General features: G+C 47.7%; 18 protein-coding genes, 1 pseudogene and 2 riboswitches. Of the genes and pseudogenes, 5 read left to right on the forward strand and 14 right to left on the reverse strand.

Annotation, left to right across the window (positions count from 1 at the left end; genetic code table 11):
* Positions 1 to 41: 41 nt before the first annotated feature.
* The 5 genes and pseudogenes from EIM92_RS21725 to pyk all read right to left on the reverse strand — a co-directional run bounded on the left by EIM92_RS21725 (position 42) and on the right by pyk (position 7,455).
* Positions 42 to 425: a (deoxy)nucleoside triphosphate pyrophosphohydrolase gene (locus EIM92_RS21725; protein ID WP_125084627.1), complete on the reverse strand. Its 384-nt coding sequence runs from the start codon at positions 423 to 425 to the stop codon at positions 42 to 44.
* A gap of 51 nt (positions 426 to 476) precedes the next feature.
* Entirely contained in the window at positions 477 to 3,221 is a 2,745-nt protein-coding gene (locus EIM92_RS21730; RefSeq protein ID WP_246021111.1) for a DUF5704 domain-containing protein, read from the reverse strand.
* A 447-nt stretch (positions 3,222 to 3,668) separates the two neighbouring features.
* On the reverse strand, positions 3,669 to 4,586 hold the full coding sequence (locus tag EIM92_RS21735) for a copper amine oxidase N-terminal domain-containing protein (RefSeq protein ID WP_125084628.1): 918 nt from the start codon (positions 4,584 to 4,586) through the stop codon (positions 3,669 to 3,671).
* 280 nt (positions 4,587 to 4,866) lie between these two features.
* Positions 4,867 to 5,802, reverse strand: a complete 936-nt coding sequence (locus EIM92_RS21740) for an EamA family transporter (protein ID WP_125084629.1) — start codon at positions 5,800 to 5,802, stop codon at positions 4,867 to 4,869.
* Between the two features lie 101 nt (positions 5,803 to 5,903).
* Positions 5,904 to 6,016: riboswitch (purine riboswitch) on the reverse strand.
* Positions 6,017 to 6,094: 78 nt separating this feature from the next.
* Positions 6,095 to 7,455: pseudogene (gene pyk / locus EIM92_RS21745) on the reverse strand (pyruvate kinase).
* A 390-nt stretch (positions 7,456 to 7,845) separates the two neighbouring features.
* Here pyk and EIM92_RS21750 point away from each other — a divergent pair.
* Together EIM92_RS21750 and EIM92_RS21755 are read left to right on the forward strand one after the other, a co-directional pair.
* Positions 7,846 to 8,400, forward strand: a complete 555-nt coding sequence (locus tag EIM92_RS21750) for a sigma-70 family RNA polymerase sigma factor (protein WP_125084630.1) — start codon at positions 7,846 to 7,848, stop codon at positions 8,398 to 8,400.
* On the forward strand, positions 8,387 to 9,700 hold the full coding sequence (locus EIM92_RS21755; RefSeq protein ID WP_125084631.1) for a DUF4179 domain-containing protein: 1,314 nt from the start codon (positions 8,387 to 8,389) through the stop codon (positions 9,698 to 9,700). Before EIM92_RS21750 ends, EIM92_RS21755 begins: the two co-directional genes overlap by 14 nt.
* A gap of 212 nt (positions 9,701 to 9,912) precedes the next feature.
* On the opposite strand, the gene EIM92_RS21760 is transcribed toward EIM92_RS21755, so the two are convergent.
* Positions 9,913 to 10,953 carry a Gfo/Idh/MocA family protein gene (locus EIM92_RS21760; RefSeq protein WP_125084632.1) on the reverse strand — a complete coding sequence of 347 codons (1,041 nt, stop codon included), beginning with the start codon at positions 10,951 to 10,953 and terminating at the stop codon, positions 9,913 to 9,915.
* A 57-nt stretch (positions 10,954 to 11,010) separates the two neighbouring features.
* Positions 11,011 to 11,907 (reverse strand): sugar phosphate isomerase/epimerase family protein, encoded by an 897-nt coding sequence (locus EIM92_RS21765; RefSeq protein ID WP_125084633.1) that lies wholly within the window; start codon positions 11,905 to 11,907, stop codon positions 11,011 to 11,013.
* Positions 11,908 to 12,034: 127 nt separating this feature from the next.
* On the opposite strand from EIM92_RS21765, the gene EIM92_RS21770 reads away from it, so the two are divergent.
* Positions 12,035 to 12,940: an AraC family transcriptional regulator gene (locus EIM92_RS21770; protein WP_125084634.1), complete on the forward strand. Its 906-nt coding sequence runs from the start codon at positions 12,035 to 12,037 to the stop codon at positions 12,938 to 12,940.
* 154 nt (positions 12,941 to 13,094) lie between these two features.
* Here EIM92_RS21770 and EIM92_RS21775 read toward each other — a convergent pair whose 3' ends face one another.
* Positions 13,095 to 13,313 carry a hypothetical protein gene (locus tag EIM92_RS21775; RefSeq protein WP_125084635.1) on the reverse strand — a complete coding sequence of 73 codons (219 nt, stop codon included), beginning with the start codon at positions 13,311 to 13,313 and terminating at the stop codon, positions 13,095 to 13,097.
* Positions 13,265 to 13,606, reverse strand: a complete 342-nt coding sequence (locus EIM92_RS21780) for a DUF1492 domain-containing protein (RefSeq protein WP_110933963.1) — start codon at positions 13,604 to 13,606, stop codon at positions 13,265 to 13,267. The genes EIM92_RS21775 and EIM92_RS21780 overlap by 49 nt, the downstream gene beginning before the upstream one ends.
* Positions 13,607 to 13,789: 183 nt before the next feature.
* On the opposite strand from EIM92_RS21780, the gene EIM92_RS21785 reads away from it, so the two are divergent.
* Entirely contained in the window at positions 13,790 to 14,002 is a 213-nt protein-coding gene (locus EIM92_RS21785; RefSeq protein WP_125084636.1) for a hypothetical protein, read from the forward strand.
* A 445-nt stretch (positions 14,003 to 14,447) separates the two neighbouring features.
* On the opposite strand, the gene thiE is transcribed toward EIM92_RS21785, so the two are convergent.
* From thiE to EIM92_RS21810, 5 genes are all read right to left on the reverse strand, one after another.
* Positions 14,448 to 15,104 (reverse strand): thiamine phosphate synthase, encoded by a 657-nt coding sequence (thiE, locus tag EIM92_RS21790; RefSeq protein WP_125084637.1) that lies wholly within the window; start codon positions 15,102 to 15,104, stop codon positions 14,448 to 14,450.
* Positions 15,101 to 15,913, reverse strand: a complete 813-nt coding sequence (gene thiD, locus EIM92_RS21795) for a bifunctional hydroxymethylpyrimidine kinase/phosphomethylpyrimidine kinase (RefSeq protein WP_125084638.1) — start codon at positions 15,911 to 15,913, stop codon at positions 15,101 to 15,103. Before thiD ends, thiE begins: the two co-directional genes overlap by 4 nt.
* A complete protein-coding gene (gene thiM, locus EIM92_RS21800) occupies positions 15,910 to 16,755 on the reverse strand; it encodes a hydroxyethylthiazole kinase (protein WP_125084639.1) in 846 nt (281 codons plus the stop codon). The genes thiD and thiM overlap by 4 nt, the downstream gene beginning before the upstream one ends.
* Positions 16,756 to 16,810: 55 nt before the next feature.
* Positions 16,811 to 17,500 carry a thiaminase II gene (tenA, locus tag EIM92_RS21805; protein ID WP_125084640.1) on the reverse strand — a complete coding sequence of 230 codons (690 nt, stop codon included), beginning with the start codon at positions 17,498 to 17,500 and terminating at the stop codon, positions 16,811 to 16,813.
* A gap of 192 nt (positions 17,501 to 17,692) precedes the next feature.
* A riboswitch (TPP riboswitch) is annotated at positions 17,693 to 17,796 on the reverse strand.
* A 78-nt stretch (positions 17,797 to 17,874) separates the two neighbouring features.
* Positions 17,875 to 19,047 carry a Rho termination factor N-terminal domain-containing protein gene (locus tag EIM92_RS21810; protein WP_125084641.1) on the reverse strand — a complete coding sequence of 391 codons (1,173 nt, stop codon included), beginning with the start codon at positions 19,045 to 19,047 and terminating at the stop codon, positions 17,875 to 17,877.
* Between the two features lie 403 nt (positions 19,048 to 19,450).
* Between EIM92_RS21810 and EIM92_RS21815 the strand changes: the two genes are divergently transcribed.
* Entirely contained in the window at positions 19,451 to 21,493 is a 2,043-nt protein-coding gene (locus tag EIM92_RS21815) for a DUF2339 domain-containing protein (RefSeq protein WP_125084642.1), read from the forward strand.
* Positions 21,494 to 21,598: the final 105 nt, after the last annotated feature.

Consider the following 21,598-nt stretch of genomic DNA (forward strand, 5'->3'; position numbering starts at 1 on the left):
TTTGTTGGCCAACCTGACGAGTGGGTCACTTCTTTTTTCTACTATCGAGCCCCAACCATTCGAACAAACACCTTATCCGCCTCAGCAAAATCAAATGAGTTCAACTCGCCCTTCTCGACCCAGCGGTACTCATCATGATCGACTAATATCACTTCACCAGCCTTATATTTGGCCTTCCAGGCCAACAATCTAATATGCACCTCTCCATACCAATGATCGTTTACGCCTAAATATTCATAAGGTTCGATTTCAATATTCATTTCCTCCATCAATTCTCTGCGGAGACACTCCTCGCCTGATTCGCCAGCTTCGATCTTCCCGCCAGGGAATTCCCATAGTCCTGCCTGAGATTTTCCTTCTCTCCTCCGCGCGATCAACAGCTGCCCTTGCTTATTCTCAATTAAAGCTGCCGCCACTTGTATCATCTAGTTCCACCTCATATCCATCCTTTGCCCCATTGGAGCAGTTTCGTAATTTTAATGCGTCACCATCGGACGAAAATCATCCCGGCTGGAGAGATCGGCATGATACAGTACAACGTCCCCGTCCTTCAGCTGATAGGTCACGCCGAAAGCATCCTGCACACTGCGGGCAAAGCCCTCCATCTGGTGCCATTGGTTCATCAGCGGACCATGGATATACTGCAAATGCGGCTCATTGATCTTGCCCGCCTGTACCGTCTCCAAATTAAAATTGACCACAATATACCCCTGCTTCAAAAAAATCGGCGACTTGTCCGTCAGCCCCCGGTGGGTGCGTCCATACTCTGCAACATTCGTCCCGGCTTTCACCGCATACAGATCCGCAGGCAGACTGTACTCGCCATACCATTTCTGGACTGCGGCGTTAACCCGGCTCAGATCAACCCCTGCGGGGATGTTCGTCTTCGGCCCGATAAGAGTACGCACGCCTTCAGGCAGACGCAGTAGGCTGAGGCTGCCGACCATAGTCTTGCGTTTCGCAGCTATGTTGACGTAATGATTCACGAATTGCGCCCGCCCAATGGTTGCAATCTGGCCGAAATTATATTCATGGTCATATTTATACAGCGCGGTATCTGTCAGCTCCTCGAGCGTGACATTGCGCAGACGCTCGTTTAGTATGACGTACCGGGTCACCTCGTCACTGGGCGAGCCTACTTTCACATAGCTTTTGCCGCTCTTATGATAGTACAGGTCCACAGGCGTTCGCGACCCGTCTGCCGCGCTAATAAAATAAAAGCTCGGCGTAATCTTAATTTCATCCTGCTGTGAAAACATATTGCCTCTGGTCTTGAGATCGAATTTAAAATGATACCCCGTCTTAATCGCCGCGTTCTTATATAAGGGATGACTTCCCGGGCGAATCGGCAAGGTATACTGGGGCATTATTCCCCGAGTTGCCCCGTCAATACCACTGAGCCCCACCCAATAAGAGGTTCCTGTTGGAATGCTGCTGCCCTTGGCCATGCGAAACACTGTCTCCCAATTATAATCGGCAATATCCGTAATGCGGAAATCATAGATTCGTCCAATGACATCTACCGCTACAGTGTCATATGCGATGTGATGCGTTAAATCAAGATTAGCCTTATTTTGGTAACTGGCCCCGGAAGGAGTATTGTGGGCAATCGTCCGGAACTCCACCTCATAGAATCCTTCATCGACCCATACCGGGAGGTAAAAAGTAAAAACCTCCTGCGATTTCTCTACCCTGATCCATGTATTTTTCGGATAAAATTCACTCTTGGAATCGTTGTAAACATCGAATGGGAATCTCACCTGTTTGCTGCCGATGTATTTCAAGTAATTGCGATGACCATAACCCGTGTAATTGGCATGCTGTCCTGCGTTCGGGAGTTCAATCGTAAACGGCCGATCCAAGATCATAGCGGAACGTCCTGCTGCGGGTTTCGTTTTCTGGTTATGAGCCTGGTCATCGGACACAGCCGGATAAATAACTACAGGGGTATGTACGGTAACTGAATTGATGCCATAGATCGGATAATTCTTCTCTCCGGCTCCGCTAACCTCCGAATAATATATCGTTCCGGTGCTAGGCTGATTTGCACGATTCGTCTTTGTCATGGGGATGATGTGCCCGGAGCTATACAGAATATTATCCCCTGTCATGGGAGCCGTAGGTATTGCGGATGGGGCTGGACCGCTGCCTGTCGTTTCTGCACCGCTCATAAGCGTCTGGTTATTGAAGGTGAAGGTATCATTGCGTACCCGAACACTCACGGCCGATCGAGCGGCTGCTTCTGGATCCCCGTCGTGGCTGACGCTGATGCTCGGAATAGGGGAGGGTTCGTAGCGACTGGTCTCTGCTGTGGCATAATAGGGCGCATTATACCCGTGAGGTGGTATCTTGATGCCGTTAGCCTCAAAAGCATAGTTTTGCAAGGCGGCTTCTTTAAGGCGATACACCTCGACTTGAGAAATCGTCCAGAAGGAGTAATCCTTATCCACCTGAACCTGAACGGTGGAAGGTTGGCCGGGCTCCTCGTCCGGAGGCGGTGGGGGCGGCATGACGGTAACATCTACGGTAAACGTACACTTGCCCGTCATTTGTTGATATCCATATTTATGTAAATAATTCTTCGTCCACACATTGCCGTAGAGACTTTCTGTCGTCGGGATGCCATCGAACACATTAAACCGCTCACTCCCCCGAGAATCTGCCTTAATGACCGCGCTGACATTCGGGTTAAAATCTTCTCCGGTCATGGTTCTGCTTGGAGAGGGGGATGTACAGGCTACGCCTGGTGGTGGATCCGTCGTTGTTGGCGGAGTTCCCTTGTAATATAGATTTAGGTAATATATCGGAAAGCTTCCATCGTACGTAAAGCCCATGGGATCACCATATAAAAGCTCTCCCGGATTCGGTGCCGCTGGAAGTGACCCGCTCGTGCCTTTCGTATAATACTCATATTTATAAGTTTGCGAATTCGGTGATGGAAAAAAAGAATAGTGTTGATTTAATTCCAGCGTTTCCTCTCGATCTCGAAACCCATCTACACCGTCCAGAGACTGTCCGCTTGTCGTATAATGCTTAATTACAGCTTTGCCTTCGGTAGGCTCTAGTTCTATTTCAATTAGAATAGGAAAGAAATATCTCAAGCCCCGAACTCCATCTACGAGTCCTGAACCACCTTCATTTGTAATATCTACTGGTCCTGTGTGTGCGGTTAATACTCCATCTGGAACTCTTATTGTGAATTGAACAGATTCCGTGTTCATTCCAGTTACTCCTTCTCTTATAGGAGTATAACTAATACTAGCTGTTTCTTTTCCTAAAACCCACGTTTTTCCGTACCTAGAATTTTCATATAAATATTCTGCACCTGTTAGATTACTAGGAACCCCAGTAATCGGTAGATTTAGCATGGGGTTAAACTTACTAATTTCAACATTTGTTATTTTTCTGCCAGGAAAATCAAAAGAATATAGCCAATTTAACTCCTTGCCGACCATGTCAGGTTTTCCATCTGAAGTCCACTGACCATTGGATCGTTGCCATATATCATGATACATTTCTGCTACAAAGTAATGTTTGTTCGGATTATCTTTATCCGGAGTTGTTGATAAAGTTCCTGCGTTAGTTATATCAAAGAAGATATTAATTAATATTAGCCCAAATACTCCCCCACTCAAAATCCATTTAAATTTCTTCATCTTTTATTCCTTCTAGTTAAATGGATTTTCGAGAAGAAATATTGATTTACGAGAAAGACCACTGAAACCAATAAAATCTGCTTGCTTGATAGTAAATTGAGCATAATTTGTATCTTTAATCAAAATCTCATCAATTGATTGATCTGTACGATAATTTTCTGTATATGTTTGATCAGGATTTTTTATTCTCATTGCTTCAATTGGGCCACGTACACGTGCTCCTTTAGTATCGGAGGATAAATAATATATTCTGCTGAAGGCAGCCGAATACCTTATGCGAAGTCCAACTTTACCATTCTGTCTAATTTTCCAGACATCATATATAACTCTATCCCCAACCTTTAAAGGCAATTGATCATAAGTAAATACGTAGGCATCTTCTTGTCCATCACCATATAACCCACTAATTGGATCTATCATTTTTTTGAACTTGTCCAGTTCTTGTGATTTAATTCCGATCTCTTCAGGAGTAGGAATATCCTTCCCCCCAATCCAGACCCAGTTTCCAACTTGATCCCACTCTACGGTTTCTCCTAGATTTTCGCTTACAAAACGCAATGGCACATAAGTCCGTCCCTTAACTGCTTTGGCGGCTGTATCCATCGTTACATTTTGGCCGTCAACTAAAGCTGTCTTACTTCCCAAGGTTAGTACAATAGACTTGCCTTCTTTCACATAAGTCACGGCCTTCCCCCTAAAGTCTACCTCTGCACCTAGGGCTTCTCCGACTCCACGTAGTGGCACCTGAACCCGGTTATTTTCCATAAGCGGATCTCCACCCTGGAATTTTACTTTCCGACCATCTACCAGAACAGTTAATTTGGGAGCTCCAATAACCGGTCCTAGATCTGTAGCTACTACTGTCCCCACGACTTGCAACGAAGAAAACACAATTACCATAGTTAGCAGCGCAGTCATCCATAATTTCAATTTCTACACTCTCCTTATTTTTGTTCGTAAACTTGTATATCTCTCCTCGCTCCCCCTATTTCGCCCTCACAGGACCAAAGACCTCCTTTCAAATGGATAATTTGATAAATTAAGGAATATTTACGGCAAAAAAAAAGCACACCTCTTAATTCGACTCAAGCCGATTAAAAAGGTGTGCCTCACCATAGAATTTGCAGAACTTTCTCTTACTTGTTTAGTATATACAGAGCCGATTAAGTTGTAAAGCCAGTCCTCGCCCATCACCACATACTTCTCTCGATTAACTCGAATACTCTACTCCTCTTATCCTTCTTCTATGCAGCTCTGGAAGCATGACTCCGAGTAGAACGATGATGACGCCTCCCCATTGCAGCGGAGTCACCTGCTCATGAAGAACAAATGAGGAGAGCAGAACGGCAACAGGAAGTTCCGCCGCCCCCAGGATGCCAGCCATTCCCCCACCGATATGAGGAACGCCAATCGCGAACAAAACCGGAGGTATAAATGCCCCGAACAAGCCCAGCAGGAAACCAAACAGCAGCAGTGGACTCCACAGCATGCCATTAAATAAAAATTGTGGTGGAAATAGAATAAACACTAGAACAAGTCCGCCTGTAATCATCCAAGCACTGCGATAGGCGGGATGCACCGACGGTATGGCTTTACCGCTAAATAGAATAAATAGGGTGTAGCTTATAGCCGACAGCAGTCCAAGGGCAATGCCGATCATTGGAAATTCCCCAGTCTTTTGTTCCATAAGGCCCGCGGCAAACAGTGTACCTCCGAGCAGCAGCACGAGCGTTAACAAAGTCATCCCGTTCGGACGCTGCCGCTTGCTTACGGCTTGAACCAGCACACTGATCCACGTAAACTGAAACAGCAGCACAATCGCCAGTGAAGCCGGAATATAACGCAGCGAATGATAATAAAGCAAGCCGGTAATTGCACTCGGTGTCCCGGCTAACATCAGCAGCAATCTTTGCTTCCAAGTGAGCTGTGGCGAACGATTCGATCGATTCGACGACTTTACTGATGTCCGTGACCGTTCCTTCCATCCCGTATATATAGCCAATAGCCAAGCCAAGATACACCCCGTCAAAAGTTGTGTACCTACCACTTCGCCAAGCTGGTAGCCTTGCCCATAAGCGAGGACAACAATGGTTGATAGCACTCCATAGCTGCTCGCTCCAATTAAAACAGATAATAAATACTTCATTTTCATTTCTTTGAAAATCCTCCTTGCCATAAATCAATCTAACTTAGCTACAAACGCAACTTGGCTACAAACGCAAAAAATCCTAACTACGAATAAGAACAAGTCACCATTCTCATTTTCGTAGTTAGGAAGATACGGCTTCCAGTAGAAACCCTCGCTCCGTTCTATCAGTATAGCTCTGCGAGGTTATACGAAGAAGTATGCACTATTTTCATTGCTCATGGGCTGCAGCAACCCACACCATAATAGCCAAAACACATCTTACACGACAAGCAAGCTATCTGTCAACTCCTCAACCCTCCACTTGCTGAATCTGGATCAGATTCGTCGTTCCCGCCTGTCCAAGCGGCAATCCTGCTGAGAGCACAACGGTATCCCCTAGGCTCACATGTCCTGTCTTTAAAGCGCGCTGGATCGCCTTCTCAAACATTTCATCCGTCGTCGATACATGCTCGCCTTGGTACGGAAAGACGCCGGAGAGCAAACAAATCGCGGACAGCACATGCGCATCATGGGTAATCGCCAAAATCGGCGCCTTCGGCCGGTATTTCGATACCATGCGAGCCGTAAAACCACTCTCGGTCGAAGTGATGATCGCTTCAGCCTCCAGTTCTAATGAAGCACTCACCACCCCTTGGCTGATAACCTCGGTAATATCGGTTACGTGCCGGACTCTTTTCCGGTTAAATTGCTCCCGGTAGTCTATAGTGGATTCGGCCTGGTGCGCCACTCTAGCCATGGTCTGAACCGACTGTACCGGGTATTTACCGGCAGCGGACTCCCCGGATAGCATGACCACGTCTGCCCCCTGGAGCACTGCATTGTAGACGTCGCTGACTTCAGCACGCGTTGGCCGCGGATTGACCTGCATCGATTCCAGCATATGCGTTGCTACAATTACCGGCTTGCCCGCCAAATTACATTTGTCGATCATTTCTTTCTGCATCACCGGGACATTCTCGACGGGAACTTCCACACCCAGGTCTCCCCGGGCTGCCATAATGCCGTCCGAAGCTTCAATAATGTCATCCAATTCCCGAACGCCTTCATCATTCTCAATCTTAGAAATGATCTGTACGTGACCGGCACCGCGATCATTTCAATTCCCTGTTCCAGTCCAAAGTCGATATGACGGATATCCCGCTCAGTTACACCCGGAAGCGTGGTCCGAATTCCCGGCAAATTTACCCCCTTACGTGGTTTAAGTGTGCCACCACTCTTGATGTGACAGCGAATCTCCGTACCCTCAACCTCGATGACATCGAGTTCAATCAGGCCGTCATCGATTAAGATGCGATCGTTTTTCTGCACCACTGCGGGCATTTCAGCGTAGTTGACGGAAATCCGGTGCGAATCGCCTTCTATATTTTCAGTCGTCAAGATCAGTTCCTCCCCCGCCATTAATTGACAGGATGCTTCCTTCAGCTTACCGATTCGTACTTCCGGCCCCTTAATATCCATCATAATCGGGATATACGCATCGACCTCCTTTGCGGCCTCACGAAGGTGCCTAATCCGCTCCACATGTTCATCTGGCTCCCCGTGAGCCATATTCAAGCGCCCCACCGTCATTCCAGCTGTAATCATTTCTTTTAACGTTTCTACCGTGTCGCAAGCTGGCCCCAGTGTACAAATGATTTTTGTCCGCAGCATAAAATTCCTCCTTGAATTAAAATGCTTCCCATACTCCTTTGATGAATAAATCACAGTCATGACTACTCATTACCCCAAATTACCTTGTTCCTGCTTAAAAGCTAATCTTTTAATCCACACGCTAGTAAGATGACTTGGTATAATATTTCCCGGAAATATTCATCTTATGTTGGATTTACAAATCATCTGCTAAAAATAAACTAAGTTAACTATAACTTCTTAATACTATACTCACGAAAAATATGCGCTATATCCTCAAGTGAATACTTTCCAGTTACAACATCCAGCGTATACTTTGAACTAGCGTAGCTAATCCAATAGTGATATTTTTTTAAAATAAATGAACTTTTCCTGCAGGTCGTGACTCTTATAGGGGAGTGAGGTGAAGTAATGAACGCCGTTCGATACGTGAAAAAGGCAAAAAGAGGAAACAAAGAAGCGCTCCTTCAGTTAATTCTGGCCGAGAAAGACCAGTATTACAGACTGGCGCTAACCTACATGGGCAATTCACATGACGCGATGGATGCCATGGAGGAGATGATCGTGAGATTATACGAGAACATCAGCCAGCTCAACAAGGAGGAAGCCTTCTACAGCTGGAGCAAAACCATTCTGGTTAACTGCTGCAAAGCCATGCTTCGAAAGAAAGCTCAGCTTATGCTAATGGAAGATGTCAGCATGCACGACGAACTAATAGCGGGGCAAGATTCCCCGCCCAGTGACCCTTATCGGCACAGTGATCAGCAAATAGATATCCAGAAGCTGTTGCTCCATTTGAACGAGCAGCAGCAAGAAGCGATTCAATTGAAGTATTGGCATGATCTCGATTATCAGACAATCGCGGAAATCACGAATGTACCTATAGGAACTGTGAAATCTCGGATTTTTCAAGGATTAAAAAAGCTTAGAGAACTCTATGGAGGTGAAATGAATGAATCGCATTGAGGAACGATTAGAGGAACGACTAAAGGAAGAGAAAATGCGGCTAGACTCCGTGACGGCACCCAAGGAATTAGAAACTCGCCTACGAGATGCGCTAAACAAGACGGATTCTCAAAGAGCAAAGCGACGGGTTCCCCCGCTCTGGAAGGCTGCGGCGGTTGCCTTGCTCTTCCTCGTGGTCTTCGGATATCATTACGATGCCTTCGCTTATTACGGCAAGAAGCTGCTTGGTTTTGACGAGTTAATTGGCGGTTCACAGCTGCAAGAGCTCAATGAGCAAGGCCTGGGACAACTCATAGGTAAGACGACTAAGCTAGAAAACGGAACTGTAGTCACGATCGATGGAATTATGGCGGACGCCAATCAATTGATTATGTATTACACCTTAACGAATTCCAAGGGGCTCGAGAATGACGGCGGTGAGATTTTTAGAGCTTCAAGAATAACTGGTTTTCTAACAAACTCCTATGTGCAATCCGGCACGTCCATCATCAATGAAGAGCATACCGAGATTAAAGCCATGAGAACGTTCGAGCCAGTGAATCCCTTCGCCAAACAATTAACGTTACACTACCGGGAACAACTCCCTGGCAATCAAGAGAAAGAGGGTAGTATTTCGTTTCCATATGATCTAAACAAGGCAATGAATACGGAAGTTAAACAATCGATCAGAAAGACCTTTAAAGTTGACAAGGGCGAGATTACGTTTGGATCCATTACAGCCACGCCAACCTTGACCAGCATCAAAGGCTCGCTTCATGTCGAGAATTTCGATAGGGTAAGTTCTGCGTTGAACGACATCGAGCTCATCGCCAATGGGATTCCTGTCAATCAAGTCGGTAGCGGATATGGTACCTCGATTAAGGGTACAAGGTTTGAGCTTCAATACGAACCACTGCCTAAAGAGTTAAATTCATTAGAGCTCGTCATGAAGAAGTTTGTCGGCTATCAACAGCTGGATCAGAGACTGCCCCTCTCTTCGGCTGGCAACGAGCCTTTCTTTTTCTCTCTGGATAGCAAAGAACTTTGGGTGAAAAAAGTGGCCGTCACCTCCCAAGGCGTGGAGATTACGATTGCCACGGATAATGACGTCATGCTGGATGGCGTATCTATAGAAGCTCAGAATGAGATTACCTCGCTACGAACGACTGTAAATCAATTGGATGGCAAGCTGGAAGACGGAACAATTCTGAAGGAGCGCACTTTACTGTTCGATACTTCAGTGATGCCGGAATACCTGCACATTAAAGGGATGCATTACATGAAAGAGTACAATCAAGTGATCAAGATCCCTGTGGACTAACCGCCATTTTTGGCGGTTTTTTCTTTGGTCCGGAGCAAGCCACGTTCATTTTTTTCCAAAAAAAGAGAGAGAGCAAATCTCCCCCTCCTGTATAAAGCCCTGCCGATAGGCGCTACCTTATTCTCGGTGCCTTAGACCGCATCCGATCTGTATTCGTATCTGTTTCTGTTTCTGTTTCTGTATCTGTAACCTTACTCCCTATCGCTTACCTCTTATCCTAGCATGATCTTCTGACCGTTCTTCGCGCTCTCGATCGCCCCAAGCACCATGGCCATGCTGTGGATATTATCACGACTGTCGGTCTCGGCCGCCCGGCCCTCCTTGAGGGCCAGGAACATTTCGTCCAAGCACCCTTCATGGCCCAGTTTGCCATTCCAATTCATAGGCGCTTCAATCCGCACCGTATCACGGATGAACTTCTTCTCCGCATCTGCGTCAGCCGCCACCCCATTCACCAGCACTTCCGCATAAGGCGCATGAATCCCGTCCCAAATGGCTGTTCCCTTCTCGCCCACGATCCGCCAATTCGCCTCCCATGATGTCGGAGCACCTTCCGCGCACCAGGAGCCGCGATAGCTGAATACGGAGCCATCAGACATTTCAAAGATGCAGACAGCGGAAGCATTCCCTTGGTACCATGATCCCGGAGGATTAAATTCATGGCAGTAGACCGACACCGGATCGGCATCTATGATAAACCGGGCTTGGTCGAAGGTATGGATCGCCATATCGAGAATCAGCGGACTCTCCATCACATCACGAAACCCGCCGAAATGCGGTCCAAGAAAAAAGTCTGCATTAATCATACCGACTCTGCCGATTTTACCGGACACAAGCAGTTCCCGGAGTGCACGAATATTCGCATCATATCTGCGGTTCTGCATCACTGACAACGATTGTCCTGTGGCATCCGACACCTCGATAATTTTCCTGGCTTGTTCCATTGTGGCCGCCATCGGCTTCTCGCCAAACACGTGGCAACCCTGCCTCATGGCGGTCGTACTAATCTCATAATGGCTATCCGGAACCGTCACGTCGATCACCAAATCCGCATCTGTATCGGTAATGGCCTGACTAAGCCCCGTATATACACCGCATTCCAGCCCGTATACTTCCCTGATCTTCTCTGCTTGGCTAATATAAACATCAACAAGCCCGACAATAACGACGTCGTTCCGCTTCAGTAGCTCCTTGATCCACACGTTCGACATCCCGCCACAGCCAGCGACCACAAGCCGATGCTGCATAGTCATTCTCCCCACCACCTATAAACCAATGATCCCAAAGTAAAGGAACTGCTCTGTCTACCCTTATACCGGATTCGGCACGAACGCTCCGCCCCGGCACTGCTTCAAGTAATTCAATGCATGTACCTGCCCGGTCATTTCCAACTCATCACGATAGACCGGGTCATGCCAGCCCTCGATATCGATCGTACCTTTATAACCGGCTTGACGTAAAATCGTAATAATATCCGTCCAATTTGTATCGCCGAATCCCGGCGTGCGGTGCCAGACGAATTCCTTCGGACCGTGAATACCGTATTCTTTAACGATATCCCAAGCGATCGTCGCATCCTTGCCATGAACATGAAACACCTTATCGACCCATTTCCGCAGCTGTGGGATCGGATCGATCAGACTAACCATTTGATGGCAGGGCTCCCATTCCAAGCCGAGATTATCGGCTGGAACTTCATTGAACATCCTCTCCCAAGCCTGTGGATTATGAGCAATATTCCAATCTCCCTTCCACCAGGTACCGCCCATATCGCAGTTCTCGAACGCGATTCGAACGCCGCGATCCGCCGCACGCTTGGCGAGCTCCCCAAACACTTCCTTGAACCGAGGCAGCGATTCATCGATCGGACGATCCGTCAAACGGCCGGTAAACCCGCTTACAATATCCGTCCCGAATAAATGCGCGTGATCGATCGCCCGCTCCCAGCTGGCCAATGTATCAGCATTGTCCCCTTCCCCAGTCAGCGGGTTACCGAATACCCCAATACTGGAAATGACCACGCCCTGCTCATCGACCATTTCGCGAACCTGCTTAGCAAGCTCAGCCAAATCAATGCCTCCAGTCGTCTGCCAGAAGGTCAGACTGAAGGACTCAAAGCCATGAGGTAAAATTTGCGGAATAACCCGCACCGCATCCTGCCCGCCAACCAACGTGCCTATACGTAAAAAATGATTGTCGTGTTGCATTTGCCAACCACTCCTATATTGAGTATATTGTGAAGCATAAGCCCATTGTATAATGCATGATGGAATATATCTCTATACAATCTTGTGCTTTTTTGGTTTTATATTGCGGTTAAGGAGCTGCTTGCACATGACACATCCTCAAGAGTTGCGAGAGCATACATATTTTAATGATCCGTCCTATCCCTTTAATCTATTTCGCCTTCGCCAGACACAGCCGCAGAAAGACACTCCTTCATTCTATTTGCATTGGCATGACCATTTCGAAATCCTGCTAATGGTGGAAGGAAGAGCCGTTTTTTATATCGACAGCAAGCCCTATGAAGCGGAGTCCGGCGACATCATCATCGTACCATCGGGGGCATTGCATGCAGGGTACTGCGCTGGCGAAGGTCCGCTGGAATATTATGCCCTTGTGTTTAATGCGGCATTACTCAGTCAGGGGAAAACTCCCGATCCAAAGCATACGCTTTTTATCACACCATACCTGGATGGCGGGCTGCTGTTTCCCATTCAATTAACTCATACCGATGCTTTAAATCTGCAGTATAAGCATATTTTGGAGGAATTGATACAAGAATTCGAAGGCAAACAACCCGGTTATGAGCTTATAATCAAAAGCCAGCTCTACATGCTGCTGACGCTGTTATCCCGCCGTTTCATGCCGGACGAGCAGCAAGGGCGGGCGACTCTGTCCCATAAGCGTAATGCGGATCGCTTTAAGAAGCTGCTGCGGCATATCGATACACATTATGCCGAACCGATTACCGTCTCCGACGCAGCGGCAATGATGAATCTAAACCCATATCACTTCTGTAAAATATTCAAGAAAACGACCGGCTCCACGCTCATTGAATACGTAAACTTTATTCGCATCAACGAGGCAATGAAGCTGCTGAGCAGCAGCGACCTTACGGTAACGGAAATCGCCGGGCAGATCGGCTGCGGCAATCCGAATTATTTTACCAAGCTGTTTAAGCAATATAAGGGCGTCACCCCCTCCCAATGGCGAAGGGAAGCTGCCGGTTTATCTTGATTAGGAACTATAATTCCTGTGAGAGCCGCCAGCTTTAACGATCCCAATAATAAGGGTAAATCCGCTGCTTAATTAACAACCGATTTATTTCTTATAAATTTTCTATGGCCCTGCAAGAAAAAAAGGCAACCTCCCATATTCCATGGGAGCTGCCTTATTCTTTATGCGTCTTGATCAACTCTAAAAACTCTAAAATTATATCCGAAACGGCATCTTCCTCCGACGTGTGAATAAACTTGCTTACCCTGAGAATGTCCCCTTTATAGAGCTCGATTAGCTTCAGTGTGGATTCAACATCATTCTGCCTCGCTTTGTACAGCAGGTTCAGGAACTCATCATCCGGGACAATTCTTTGATCATCTTTCGTTTCCATTTGTTCACCCCTTGCTGACTCATGTTCAACTCACGGGCAACCTCCTGCTCTGTCTTGTCTTGAATATAGATTTTGAAGATAATAGATCTGCCCGTATCCGACGGGAGGGCATTGATCAGCTGTCTTACAACGATTTTGTTATCAGAAGATGAGGCGAAACTGGTTGTGGCAGGTTCCATTCCACCAAACGAACACTCCCGCTTCCGCACGACTTTTGCTCGGTACTGAATCCGCCAGGCGATCCGATAGACTTCTTTCCGGTATTGCTCGTACACGGTTTGTTGTTGTTCCAAAGCTACCTCCCCCTTTCAATATCATCTTCTACCTATAGGGAAAAATGATTATAAACTTCACAACCGAATAATAAGTTTATTTATTGAAATTATAACATTTTTTTCTAGTATGATGGTTGTAAATCCCCCTCTTTATTTTCTCTATATAGTGAAAGGACATTTAAGAGAAAGGAGAGAGCGGTGATGCAGGTTGCTGATATGGTCACACTGATTACAAACGTTGGTTTTCCGGTTACTCTAAGCTTTATTCTGATCAAATATGTGCTGCAAACCATGGGCGAAAAATTGGATAAAATGGACGCCACAATCCATCTCTTAAGCCAGCAGGTAAAAAGTATAGAATCTCGCACGGAAGCTACAAAAACTGCAGATCAAGCTGACGCAAAAACTAAATGAGTCAAACGGTACATGAATCAGAGTTTAACCTACGGATCATCCGCTACACGGGAAGCAATCCCTATCCAGCATCGCTCCAGTTAGGTTGCTTCTTTCCCTTCATCTTGTCTGTAATCTTCCTAATCTGAAAAAATGTCATAGGATACCTGTAAATGGTTGTACCGAAAAAAAGGGCATCTGTTTATACAATTTATGCGCACATGCATCAAATCATTACTCCAGTTTATACTGGTTAAAAGATTAAACGTGTTTTTCCAGTTTTTGTTTCTAAGACTTAACTCCTGAATATCGCACCTGATGACCTCTGAGATTCCAATATCGATTCAAATAATTGTTACAATCCGCACTCCCAAATAACGAGTCAATACAGACAGGCCGCAGATTCCTACGAATCTGCGGCCTGTTTCCGGCTATCTATAACCTTTTCACTTCTGAACCTTTTTTACTACTGAACCATCTGATTGACGAAGGACTGTACAGCTTCACGCACGTTATCCGACTGGGTGACTGCCGAGATGACAGCGACACCGTCCGCGCCTGCTCGAACCACTTCAGCGGCACGCGAGGTCGTAATCCCTCCAATTCCAACGATCGGTAGTTTGATCCCTTGCTCACGCATTTCTTGGATCATCCTGGTGCCCTGCACCGGGCGCGCATCATCCTTGGAGAGGGTCGGATAGATTGGGCCGACGCCAATATAGTCGGCCCCATGAGCTAATGCCGTCCGCGCTTCCTTTACCGTATGCGCGGATACGCCAAGGATTCGGTTGCCAATCCGTTTGCGGACCGCAGCCGCAGATTCATCGTCCTGACCCACATGAACGCCATCCGCCCCGATCCGGGCGGCCAATTCCACGTCATCGTTGACGATGAACGGCACCCCGGCGCGTCGGCACGCCGCTTGCAGCTCCAGTGCAAGCGCAAGCTTGGCCTCCCCGGTCAACGCGCCCGGTCCCTTCTCGCGGAACTGGATCATCGTTGCGCCTCCGCGCAACGCTTCCTCCACAACGCAAAGCGGCTTCTCTCGGCAGTTCACGCTGCCGATGACTAAATACATCCGCAAATATTGGCGCATTTGCTCAGGAGAGATGCTGCCGCTCATTTGCTCTGCTCCCTTCTGCGGCGGTAAGCCCAGTGGTTCGTCGGACCATGCCCCCCGCCCAGCTCCAGGCTATCCTCGATCGCCGCCTGAATATATGCTCGCGCTTCTTGCACCGCCTCCAGCACAGGCAGCCCCTTTGCTAGTCCGGCAGCAATCGCGGCGGAATAGGTACAGCCCGTTCCGTGCGTATGCACGGTTTGAATCCGGCGGTCTGCAAGCTCCGTGAACGAGGCGCCATCATAGAGCAGGTCAACGACCTGATCGACGCCTTCATCATGTCCCCCCTTAACGATGGCCACCGCCGGGCCGTAAGCGCAAATACGTTTAGCAGCCTCGCGCCGATCCTCCATCGAACGGATGCTCATTCCGGCCAATGCCTCGGCCTCCGGGATGTTCGGCGTGACGATGAGCGCCAGCGGAAGCAGTTGCTCTTTCAGGGCCTTCACAGCCTCCGGCAGCAGCAAATCCGCTCCGCCTTTGGCGATCATTACTGGATCGACGACGACGTTGCGCCAGCCATGCTCCCGAATGCGGCCAGCCACCGCCTCAATAATATCGGCACTGAACAGCATCCCCGTCTTTAGCGCGTCGACGCCAAGATCGGTGCCGACCGCATCGATTTGCTCTGCGGTGGCTTCCGGGGGCAGTGGATATACCCCCTGAACCCCCAGCGTATTCTGCACCGTGATCGCTGTAATCGCCGACATACCGAAGACATCCAGCTCCTGGAACGTCTTGAGGTCAGCCTGTATGCCCGCTCCACCACCGCTATCCGAACCAGCAATTGTAAGCGCTCTGGCTATACTCATGTCAACGCCTCCCCTGTGGCGGACACCTCTATTTCACGCACAGCCCCGTGTCCCTTGAGCGAATGTGGATGCAGCTTGGCCAGCTCATCCAGGAAGGCAATCTGGAAGCTGCCAGGGCCGATAGCGGCTGTGCGCTCAGCCGCGCGAGAGGCGGCTGCCCCGTAGAAGGCCAGCCCAGCCGTGCCCGCCAGCAGCAGATCCTTCTCCACCGCAACAAAAGCGCCCAGCACCGATGTCAGCAAGCAGCCAGCCCCCGTCACCTGAGTAAGCAGCGCGTCTCCCCCGCTGATTATCCGGCATCGGCTGCCATCCGTAATGACATCTTCCTTTCCGGTAATGGCGACGACCGCATTCAGCTTGCGGGCTGCCCGCAGTCCAAGCTGGACGTTCTCATTGTCAGCCCCGGCTCCCGCATCAACACCTTTGATCTCACGCACCTCGCCGATGAGATTGGCAATCTCCGCCGCATTCCCCCGCACCAGCGATACCTTCACCTCGCGGAGAATTCGCAGTGCAGACTCTGTGCGGAACTGCGTCGCTCCCACGCCAACCGGGTCCAGCAGCACAGGTACGCCATGCTCGTTCGCAGATAAGCCAGCCATGATCATCGACTCTACATGCGCAGTCGATAAGGTGCCAATATTAAGCACAAGTGCCCCGGCAATTCTGGCCATATCCGCGACTTCTTCCGGAGCGTAGGCCATAACGGGTGACGCGCCCAACGCGTACAGCCCGTTCGCGGTAAAATTGGTAACGACAACATTCGTTATATTATGAATAAGCGGTTTAACTCTTTGCACCTTCGTAATAAGAGCAGTAATATCATGTTCGACCATACTCATTATGAACCTGCCTCACTTTTTATATTAATTATAGAAAAAGAATCGATAAGTCAGATTACAGCGTATATCCCACAGACTGCATCGGAGCTGGCCAATTCTGCACATTATAAGCCATATCCCAGAACATGTATTCTAGCTGACAGCTAAGCAAGTAATGTTCTGTCATCTTGCGGCGCTCAAGCTCAGTCGTGATTTCCGCCCACTTGTCCAGACGCTCGCAGAACTTGGCCGTCGTATTCGTTCGCGTCGCATAGAAATGGATCCACTCATAGAATGGATGAGCTTCAGTCGGCTGTACTTCTTTCATTAGCTTCTCGCCAATCTCCAAGTAAGTCCACGGACACGGCAGCAGCACCGCCATAATTTCCGCTAGACTCCCTTCATGCGCAACGGTCAGCATATGACGGATATAATGATGTGCCCCCGGAGCCAGCGCAAAGCCCTGCATTTCTTCATAAGTAACCCCGGCAACCGCACAGAAGTTATTATGTGGGTGGACTTCACTGTTCAGAATAAAGGAAATTTGCTGGTTGAACATTTCAATCTCAGCCCGATCCGAACTTTTGGATATAGCTATACCATAAATCCGCATAAACGCCGTAAGATACTCATGATCCTGTTTGACATAATGAATTAACTGCTCCTTCTGTAAATCGCCGTTAGCGATTCCTTTTACAAAAGGGTGTTCAAAAATAGCCTGAAAAATACCATCCGCCTTCTGACGGAGCTCCTGCGTAAAGCTCATCGTTCTCCACCTCCGAAAATAATGTGAACATGATCAGGAAGCCATTAGGGATGACCCAGGAAAAAGTATCTGCCAGGCAAGCTTAACTCGTTTGCCAAACAGGAAACAAATACCAAAAAAGCCGCTCCATATATGGAGCGGCTTCATCAACGTCACCTTAACACAGATAACAGAATAAATAAGTGTCAGGCATGGAATCCGACTCCACTTTCCTACGCTAGTACGAACTAGATCAGGTTCAAAGGGTCCAAGATAAGATCTTGTCTCAGCCGCTAACAGCTCCCCTAGTGGACTTCCTATTCATTTTCACTACTAACTGTATCTGTCTTTGCAAGAGTTGTCAAATTATTGATATTTCAATTGCAATCATAAGATTATTTGCCGCAGCATCTTTTATACTTGAACCCGCTGCCGCATGGGCATGGCTCGTTACGGCCAATTTTGGTGACGGACACCTGACTTTTATTCAAGGGGCTTAGCTGACGATGCGCTGCTCTCAACTCCACATTGCCGGCAATTTGACTCATTTCGAATGGAGTATGACCTCTGTGAATCCACTGTCTTGTATGGTTATAGACATCGTTCATGAGAGCGACCACAATGTCCGCTTGCTCCATACTCTGGAACGTTAGCTCTCTTCTCTCAAACTCACGAATCAGGTCTCCCGATGTCGCTTGCATTGTGCAGGCTAGCTGAATATCGTCGATGAGATGGTCGACCATTTCTGCATCACGGGAAATTTCCTTCATTACATACGCCCTCAGCTTCGTCAACTGCGGCGTCATCTCAAAATAATCTTCGTCAGCATATTTTAGCAGTTCTTCCCGCTTCGGAATGAAGAGCGGCTTGTCTTTAATTTGCAGCAGTAGTGCCTTAAGCTCCTCTTGCGATTCCTCCAGGGTTAAATATCCGTCAACGATGTAGCCGCTCTCCAACGTATAAGCCTGTTCTCTGCTCGTTAAGTCTGCGAACATCCTTAAGAACCGCTTTTGATCGAGCTGCTCGCTGTTCTGCGCATTATAAATTTCAATGAACTTCTCCGGCTCAATGGCTCCGTATAAGTGCGTCGTTGCTAATATATACTCATGAACGAGCTCTACACCTGCTCGTTGGTGATGATATTTCTCGTGATCCAGCTTAAAGTAAGCTTCTTTAATCTCATCCGGCATGACGATGTAAAGCTGACCTTCGCTGAAGTAAGTAAATACGAGCCCACGGTTCATTAAATACCAGTAGTGCCCAATTGAAATAAAATTGTTCTGCAGAACAGGTTGACGAAGAAGCGATTCGAACAATTGCCACTCCAGACTACTAGTAATCAGCAGAGCGGATTGCAGATGCTCTACATCGGTCATGTGGGCTGTCAGCGCCTCTATTAGCTCCTGCTTTTTCATCTTGGAACGTCCAGGCAAATTGCAGGCGGAAGCAAGCGAAGACAAACGAACCTTTGTCAGGTCTTGAAGAATGTCATGCAGGCTTGTCGTCACATCCCCAATAATCGCATGCTGGATATTCATTTGTTCAAGCATTTCATTGTAATCTTCCAAGTTCAGTTCTCCTCTTTCAGTTCCTTGTTTCCTTTGTACTCCCTTTGCGTCGGATCAACATAGCACTACCGGATAACGCCCTATTTAGGGCTCAACTATACATATTACCACACAATTGGTGTCTAGAAGAGGGGTTGTCCTTAATTTTCACAAAATAAATACGAGTAAGCATTCACTCCATTACACTCAATGGCAATTTTGTGACATTTCCCAATCTTCAATTCAGCACCTTTTTCTAACTTCTCCGTTCGGATTATATTTACTAAAGGTAATTTATAGAAGGCAAGCACTCACCTTCCAATTTATGGACTTGAACGTTATGCAACCATTCGGTATCGTCAATTTATCAAACCTTGCTTCTAGCAGCGTATAACATTCTAAGAAAAAAAGAGGTGATTCAAACTTGGATAGAGACAAAAAGATTATTGAACTGGAGGAAGAGTTACGCAAGCTAACCCAAAAACTGCATGAACTAAAAAGTGACAATGAACTCTCTACAAAATCTTCAGATCCAGAATCAGAATCATCTGAGATGAGAAAGGCTCAACATTCTGCCCAAGCTCGCATGCAAGATGTGCAGCAACAGGGGCAGCCGCAGGGGCAGGCGTCCGACCCACCAAATTTGATCTCCCAAGACGGGCAGCACAATCAGCAACAACAGGCTAATCCATATCAAGGGATACATAGTGAGGATCAGCAGCAATTCCGGCAGCCACAAGGACAGCCGATATGGAACGCACAAGACGGGCAGCAGCATAATCAGCAACAACAGGCTGATCCATACCAAGGGATGCAGAGCGAGGCCCAGCAGCAATTCCGGCAGCCACACGGGCAGCCGATGTGGAACACGCAAGAGCAATCAATGGAAGGGCAATCCTACGTCCAGCAGCCAGGCTCCAGCCACTCTGCCTCTCATATGAGGCCGCCGTCGAAGCCAAGCTCATCCCGGGATTGGGAATATACGCTTTCACGGGTATGGCTGCCGCGCGTATTCATCGTCGTATTATTGTTTGGCGTATTGTGGTTGTTCATGGCGGCCGTAAATGCCGGATATCTAAACGAACCAGTTCGCTGCTTGTTAGGGGTTGTATTGGCCGCAGCAATGTACTGGTTTGGAGACAAGCAAGTTCGCGCGCAGCGAGAGGCTCTGGGGCAGGTCGTTCTGGGCGGAGCAAACGCGGTGCTGGTGTTAACTCTTTTTGCCGCACATATGCTCTATGACTTATTACCGCTTGGCATTGCTTTTGTTCTGTATATCATGTCCATCGCCTTCGGCGTATTTATAGCGGTTCATCATCGTTCCCAAACGTTGATTATCATTGCTATGTTATCAGGCTACCTGATCCCGTTCCTCGCTAAATCCCCGGCTGACCCGTGGATATTCATATTGTACGAGGCCGTCTTTTCAATTGCTATGATCCTGGTGTCCGCCCGCTTCAACTTTCGTGGGGCCTATATCGTTGCCATTGCGGTTCTGCATGTACCGCTCTTGATTTTGTATGTGCAAGGGTATTATCTCAAGAACAATTGGCTCTACCTGGCAACCGTACTATTACAGCATCTGGTGTTATTTGGCATTACCGTAACTCGACAGTATCGCCATAAGCTGGATCAGATGATCCTGCTCCCAATCGGTTTTTTCCTGCTTTCTCTTTGGTTGATCGAGCTTTACGGCTCTGATAGTAGCTATACGTTTACAATCGTTATTGCTCTATTATCTATTCTATATAGCATTGCAACCGTCATCAGTTACAAACAAAAACAATTGAGCGAACTATTCGCCTCTATCGCTACCTATGGCTGGGTAGTATTTATAGTCGACAGCGTAAGCAATGATTATAGGATCAGCGTACTGCTCGTGTTAGGCTTGTTGTCGTTCATCCTCGGCATCAAGCTAAGAAGCTTAATACAACAAATTGTCGGCATTACCTTATATTTGTTCAGTGCTTTTCTAACTTTATTCAGCTTAATCCCTGCGTTTTTTTCCACAGAGACACTGGCCTGGATCTTACTGTTAATCAGCTTTCCGATTCCTTATTTTATTGCAAAAAAACAGCAAGAACCCAAGTGGGTGCTTTCTCTCTGGGACGTCTTTAACTGGGCTGAAGCCGTGCTCGGCCTCATTTTCCTGACGCAAATCGCCCATGTCATAACCAAATCATTAAGCAGTGATATTTATCATCTGAGCTTATCTGGAGCATGGATCCTGTACGCAGCCGGTTTAATCCTATTCGGACTCGTCACGAACAGATCTCGCGTTAGACTCGCAGGAGTTATCTTCCTATTCGTCATCCTGCTGAAAGTTATTATTATTGACCTGCCTTGGGTGTCTATTGGCGTACGGGCCATCTTGTTCATCTCTCTAGGCTTGGCAGGCATATTTACTTCAAGAATACTCTATCAGAAAAAACAAGTCGAAGATCAGCCGATGCCCCCGGATGCCTAACCCTATAGGCGAACCCAATAACATCTGTGGCCGCGGAGCATCATCAGCTTGTTGATAACTAGGAACCGTCTTACCGACGGTTTCTTTTTTTCGTTAGACCTGCCC

Origin of the sequence: Paenibacillus lentus, from assembly GCF_003931855.1 — a bacterium.
GTDB lineage: Bacteria > Bacillota > Bacilli > Paenibacillales > Paenibacillaceae > Fontibacillus > Fontibacillus lentus.

Excerpts from the sequence above, each read along its gene's own strand:
- EIM92_RS21750 (WP_125084630.1), top strand. The coding sequence starts at position 7,846 with ATGAACGCCGTTCGATACGTGAAAAAGGCAAAAAGAGGAAACAAAGAA.
- EIM92_RS21730 (WP_246021111.1), bottom strand. The coding sequence starts at position 3,221 with ATGAACACGGAATCTGTTCAATTCACAATAAGAGTTCCAGATGGAGTA.
- EIM92_RS21770 (WP_125084634.1), top strand. The coding sequence starts at position 12,035 with ATGACACATCCTCAAGAGTTGCGAGAGCATACATATTTTAATGATCCG.
- thiD (WP_125084638.1), bottom strand. The coding sequence starts at position 15,913 with ATGAGTATAGCCAGAGCGCTTACAATTGCTGGTTCGGATAGCGGTGGT.
- EIM92_RS21725 (WP_125084627.1), bottom strand. The coding sequence starts at position 425 with ATGATACAAGTGGCGGCAGCTTTAATTGAGAATAAGCAAGGGCAGCTG.
- EIM92_RS21775 (WP_125084635.1), bottom strand. The coding sequence starts at position 13,313 with ATGGAAACGAAAGATGATCAAAGAATTGTCCCGGATGATGAGTTCCTG.
- EIM92_RS21755 (WP_125084631.1), top strand. The coding sequence starts at position 8,387 with ATGAATCGCATTGAGGAACGATTAGAGGAACGACTAAAGGAAGAGAAA.
- EIM92_RS21740 (WP_125084629.1), bottom strand. The coding sequence starts at position 5,802 with ATGAAGTATTTATTATCTGTTTTAATTGGAGCGAGCAGCTATGGAGTG.
- EIM92_RS21785 (WP_125084636.1), top strand. The coding sequence starts at position 13,790 with ATGCAGGTTGCTGATATGGTCACACTGATTACAAACGTTGGTTTTCCG.
- EIM92_RS21765 (WP_125084633.1), bottom strand. The coding sequence starts at position 11,907 with ATGCAACACGACAATCATTTTTTACGTATAGGCACGTTGGTTGGCGGG.
- thiM (WP_125084639.1), bottom strand. The coding sequence starts at position 16,755 with ATGAGTATGGTCGAACATGATATTACTGCTCTTATTACGAAGGTGCAA.
- tenA (WP_125084640.1), bottom strand. The coding sequence starts at position 17,500 with ATGAGCTTTACGCAGGAGCTCCGTCAGAAGGCGGATGGTATTTTTCAG.
- EIM92_RS21760 (WP_125084632.1), bottom strand. The coding sequence starts at position 10,953 with ATGACTATGCAGCATCGGCTTGTGGTCGCTGGCTGTGGCGGGATGTCG.
- thiE (WP_125084637.1), bottom strand. The coding sequence starts at position 15,104 with ATGAGCGGCAGCATCTCTCCTGAGCAAATGCGCCAATATTTGCGGATG.